This window comes from Actinocrinis sp., from assembly GCF_035650855.1.
GTDB lineage: Bacteria > Actinomycetota > Actinomycetes > Streptomycetales > Catenulisporaceae > Actinocrinis.
Genome location: NZ_DASRGV010000343.1, coordinates 1 through 4,802, shown reverse-complemented (window position 1 = coordinate 4,802; position 4,802 = coordinate 1). Strand labels below are relative to the sequence as shown.

3 protein-coding genes and 2 pseudogenes are annotated in these 4,802 nt (G+C 70.4%); 2 read left to right on the top strand and 3 right to left on the bottom strand.

The genetic code is table 11. The annotated features are described in order from the left end of the window. The 3 genes from VFB40_RS24400 to VFB40_RS24390 all read right to left on the bottom strand — a co-directional run. Nucleotides 1-971 (bottom strand): discoidin domain-containing protein (locus tag VFB40_RS24400; protein WP_324854575.1); only part of this gene is annotated, 971 nt, incomplete at its 3' end. A gap of 229 nt (nucleotides 972-1,200) precedes the next feature. Further along, nucleotides 1,201-1,977, bottom strand: a complete 777-nt coding sequence (locus tag VFB40_RS24395) for an oxygenase MpaB family protein (RefSeq protein ID WP_324854573.1) — start codon at nucleotides 1,975-1,977, stop codon at nucleotides 1,201-1,203. Between the two features lie 141 nt (nucleotides 1,978-2,118). Beyond that, nucleotides 2,119-2,790 carry a TetR/AcrR family transcriptional regulator gene (locus VFB40_RS24390; RefSeq protein WP_324854577.1) on the bottom strand — a complete coding sequence of 224 codons (672 nt, stop codon included), beginning with the start codon at nucleotides 2,788-2,790 and terminating at the stop codon, nucleotides 2,119-2,121. A 112-nt stretch (nucleotides 2,791-2,902) separates the two neighbouring features. Between VFB40_RS24390 and VFB40_RS28680 the strand changes: the two are divergent. Next, nucleotides 2,903-3,798: pseudogene (locus VFB40_RS28680) on the top strand (Vgb family protein). 732 nt (nucleotides 3,799-4,530) lie between these two features. Further along, nucleotides 4,531-4,802: pseudogene (locus VFB40_RS24375) on the top strand (hypothetical protein); the annotation flags it as partial.

Below are 4,802 nucleotides of genomic sequence, written 5' to 3'. Positions count from 1 at the left end.
GTGCCGTTCACCACGTTGTAGACCCGGTACCCGGCGACCGCGACGTTGTCGGTCGAGGCGTTCCACGCCAGGGTGATGCTGGTGTTGCTCACCGCGATGCTGTGCACGCCGGTGGGCACGCTCGGCGGGGTGTGGTCGCTCGAACCCGGCGTGGTCACTTGCAGGGTGGCGCTGGGCTGCGAGACGTTGCCGGCCGCGTCGCGGGCATTGACGTAGAACCCGTAGGAGACGTTCGGGTTCAGGTTCGAGCAGGTGCCCGTCAGGGTGCTGCCGTTCACAGACGCGCACAGCTGCCCGTCGTGGTAGATGTCGTACCCGGCCACGCCCACGTTGTCGCTGGACGCGCCCCACGCGATCGTGACGCTACTGGAGGTGTCTGACACCAGGGTCGGCGTGCCCGGGGGAGTCGGCGGGATGGTGTCGCCGCCACTGCCCAAGGTGCCGTAGACCCCGAACTCCTGCAGCGAGTAGCCGTGCGCCGCGTCGGCGCGGCAGCGTTTGGTGCCGTACATGCGCACGTACCGTCCGGTGCCGCTGACCGAGGTCAGGTCCTCCACGCCGCCCTTGCCCGCCGCGGTGGAGTAGATGCGCGTCCAGGTGGCGTGGTCGGCGGAGGTATCGATCTCGTAGGCGCTCGCGCAGGAGGCGTCCCACTGCAGGCGCACCCGGCTGACCTGCGCGGTGGCGCCGAGGTCGACGTAGATCCACTGCGGGTCCGTGCCGGCGGTGCTGGCCCAGCGGGTGGCCGAGTTGCCGTCGACGGCGTTGGCCGCGGGGCAGCAGCCTCCGGAGGACGAGGCGGTGACCGCCTTGCCCTGGGACAGCAGCGTCGCGGCGGCGGGAGCCGCGGTCCCGGGCGCCGCAGCCGCGAACAGGCCCGCGGCGGCCAGCGCCAGCACGGCGGCCGCTGCGGGCAGCAGCCGCCTCAGCCGCCCGCGCGCGGGACGTCGACTTCGATTGCGTGCAACCATCCAGACCTCCGGCTTGACACCCTGATCCCGATTCAAGGCGCCGCGCCGGGCGCCGCCAGAGGGAGGTCTAGTCCACTGCGATCACACGGTCAACGACCGATCCGATGTTTCATCCACGTTTTCATCGCCCTGTGCGGGAATTGTTGATTCTCCCCTCCGATCGCTGTTGATTCATCGGACAACTAACCAACCGCTCGGCCCAGCGACTATCTGTGTCGCCCGCAACCGCTCACCCATACCCCACCGCCGCCGCGCGTGCCCGTGCCTCCTGCAGGATCGGCGAGCCGCGGCGCAACGGCGTCGGCAACGTCATCGCCGCGGTACGCAGCAGCCTGGCCGTCACCGCCGGCGGCACGTCCCCGCCGGGCAGCCCCGGCAGTCGATAGAGGTGCCGCGCCCAGCCCGGCAGCAGCCCGAACGCGGTCCCCGTGACCGCGAGCCATCCTGCGCGCGCCCCGTAGAGCTGCGCCTTCGCGCTCATCGGCGGCCACAGCAGGAACCGGGCGGCGTGCGCAGCCTGATCGCTCAGCCGCAGCTGCGGCCGCATCCGCGCGTAGTAGTCCGCGACCTGCGCGGCCGTGGCCGGCACGAGCTGCGGATCGATGTCCACCAGCTGCGCGGCCCGCACCTGCTCCCCGTAATACCGGTCCACCTCCGCCGCGCTCAGCCGCAGCCCCGCGCGCCGCGCCGTGGAGAGGAACGACTCGGCCTCCACCACGTGCACCCACAGCAACGCCTGCACGTCGTCGAGCCGGAAACGCTCCCCGCTGTCCGGATCCGCGGCCCACAGCGCCCGGTGTATCGCACGCACCCGTGCCGCGGCCCGCTGCGCCTGCTCGCTCGTACCGAACGTGACCGTGTGCACGTACCGTGCGGTACGCAGCAGCCGACCCCAAGGCGGCGCGCTCAGATCCGAGTTCTGCGCCACCCCCGCCATCGCCCGCGGATAGAGCGCCTGAAGGAACAGCGCCCGCAGACCCCCGATCGCGAACGCCGGATCAGCCATCACCCGCCACGAGACACTGCCCGGCCCGAACAGGCCGAGATCCACCCCGTTGCCCTGCGCCGCGACCCGCGCGCCCCTGCGAGGATGCCGTCATCCCTCTAGCATGCGCCGCGCCCCCGGCGGCCCAGCACCCACCCCCTTTCACACACCCGGCTCCGCACGCCTGTCTGCGAACACCCCGGCGCTCGCCGCCACCGCAGCGCCCTGAGCCGCATACCGCGCGAGCCGCGCATCCGGCGCTGTCCGCAGAAGCACCAGCTGGTGGTACAGCGGCGCAGTGGCCGCAACAAGCACCTGCCGCGCGTCTGTGCCTGCGGGGACCTCACCGCGCTCGGCCGCCCGCCGCACGACGACCTCGCAGCGCGCATACCGGTCCTCCCAGAAGCGCTGCAGCGCGTCGGCGGCCTGCCCAGAGCGGAACGAGGCCGCGATCAACGCCATCGTGACCGGCGGCTGAGCCGTCAACGCCGCCAGAACCTCCTCGTTGAGCGCGGACAAGTCACCCACCAGCGAACCGGTGTCCCCGGGCGCCCAGTCGTCGTCGCTCGCCGCGTCCAGGACATCGGCGAGCAGCCCGCCCACATCACGCCACCGCCGGTAGACCGTAGTGCGGTGGACGCCCGCGCGCTCCGCGACACCGTCCACGCTCAGCGCGTCGAAACCGCCCTCCACCAGCTGCTCGCTAACCGCCTCGAGCACCCGCGCGCGGACGCGTCCGGTGCGCCCACCCGGACGGCGACGCCCCGCAGCACCCGCCGCCGTCGAAAACGGCGCAGGATCCTCGGCCGAAAAGCCGGTTGCCCCTGGAGACATACTCATGGCACCATCCTAACGCAACAACAGTCGCGTTAGCGAGGTTCCCTACGCTCATCCGCTCATCCGCCGCGACCTACCCGCCTCCCCCCGATCGACCGAACGGAGCCCCATGCCCCGCCCCACCGCCTCGCTCAAGCGGATCCCCGTCTGCGCTCCGACCGCGGGCCCCTACGCCATCACCACCGGACCCGACGACGCGCTCTGGCTCACCCTCGTGCACGCCGGCGAGATCGCCCGCCTGACGACCGACGGCCATCTGGACCGCTACCCGCTCGACCCGCGTCCTGCGCCCCGTCGCTGATCACGACCGGACCCGACGGCGCACTGTGGTTCACCCGCAGCCAGGACCACAGCATCGGCCGGATCACGCTGAGCGGACAGACCTCCTCGTTCCTCGGCCCGACACCGGGCGGCGGCCCCTACGGCATCACCGAGGGCGCCGACGGCGCACTCTGGTTCACGCAGATGCACGCCGACCAGATCGGCCGCATCACCCCGGACGGCCACACCAGCCAATTCCCGCTGCCCGTCACAGGCGCCTTCCCCTCCGCGATTACCGCCGGGCCGGACGACGCGCTGTGGTTCACCCTCAACCAGGCCAACGCGGTAGGACGCATCAGCCTCACCGGAGAGGTCACGATCCACCCCCTGCCGACCGCCCAAGCAGGCCCCGTCGGCATCACCCGCGGCACGGACGACGCCCTGTGGTTCGTCGAGATCGCCGCAGGGCAGATCGGCCGCATCACCCCGGACGGCAGGATGCGGGAATACCCCCTCCACGACCGCGCCTGCCGCCCCCATGCGATCGCCGCCGACCTGGCTAGAGGAGTGTGCTGGTTCACCGCCTGGGGCACCGGCCGCATCGGCTCCATCACCCCGGACGGCCACGTCGAGCAGTACGACCTGCCGGCGCGCGACTGCGAGCCGCACGGCCTGACCGTCGGACCGGACGGCGCCGTCTACGTCACCCTCGAGATCGGGGAAATCGCCCGCTTCGAGCCATAACCCGGCCCGCCAGCCCCATCCACCACGGCTCCCGCTCACGACCCGGAGTCCCGCGAGCCACTCTGCCCTAATTACCGAATTACCGGTAATGATAAAGCGGTAAGGCTCGCAAAAGTCGACCAGATAACCCCGCAACTTGACCCACCATAATCACAGTTATGGTGGGTCAAGTTATGCTCGGCCGGTAGGGTGTCCTCGGCGGCGACTTCGGCTGTTTGTGACCCGTCTCATTTGAAGCTCGCCAGTCTCACTTGAAATGCGCCAATTCGAAGATCAATCTCACTCGAAGCGCTCCGCGGCGCCGTCCGTCTCACCTGAACCGCTCCAGACAAGGCATTCTGCTGTCTACCTGCCGGCTTCCGTCTCACTCCATCCGCTCCACTGCGCCCAAAGTGACCCTGAGCAGCGTCTTTCGGGGAGAACGGAACGTCGAGAGTTCGCGCCTCCGCGGCACCGGCCGCGAGGCGTCACTAAGCGAGAAATCACCTGGTCAGCGCCCCGACCCACCGCACGACCGCACACGCCGACGCGTCCTGACCTGGCACTTTGTCACAGTGCCCTTCAGAGCGCGACCGCCACGCGCGTACGTGCCCGGCCCCGCACCAGATTCGGCCTACGCCACCGTTCACGGGCGCATCCGCGCACCGCCCAGCCGACAGTGTGTGTCCGATACTCTCCCCATATCAGACACATAAGTGCTGGAAGAGGAGTCCCCGTGGAGCGGCGGCGTTCGTGCTCACACACGCTGACAAGGACCACTGCACCGGGTTCGCCGACCTGGCCGAGCAGGTCCACATCGGCGAATTGTGGGTCACCCCGCGGTTGTGGCGCGAGCTGGGCGAGGGCGACAGCGCGGTGTGCGAGGACGCCCGCGCGCTGCACGCCGAGGCGGAGCGGCGCGTGAAGGCCACCATCGCGGCGGCCCGGCGTGGCGAGCGGCCCGCCTCCGGCGACAAGATCCTGATCGTCGGCTACGACGCCGACCACGACGAGCACTCCTACGC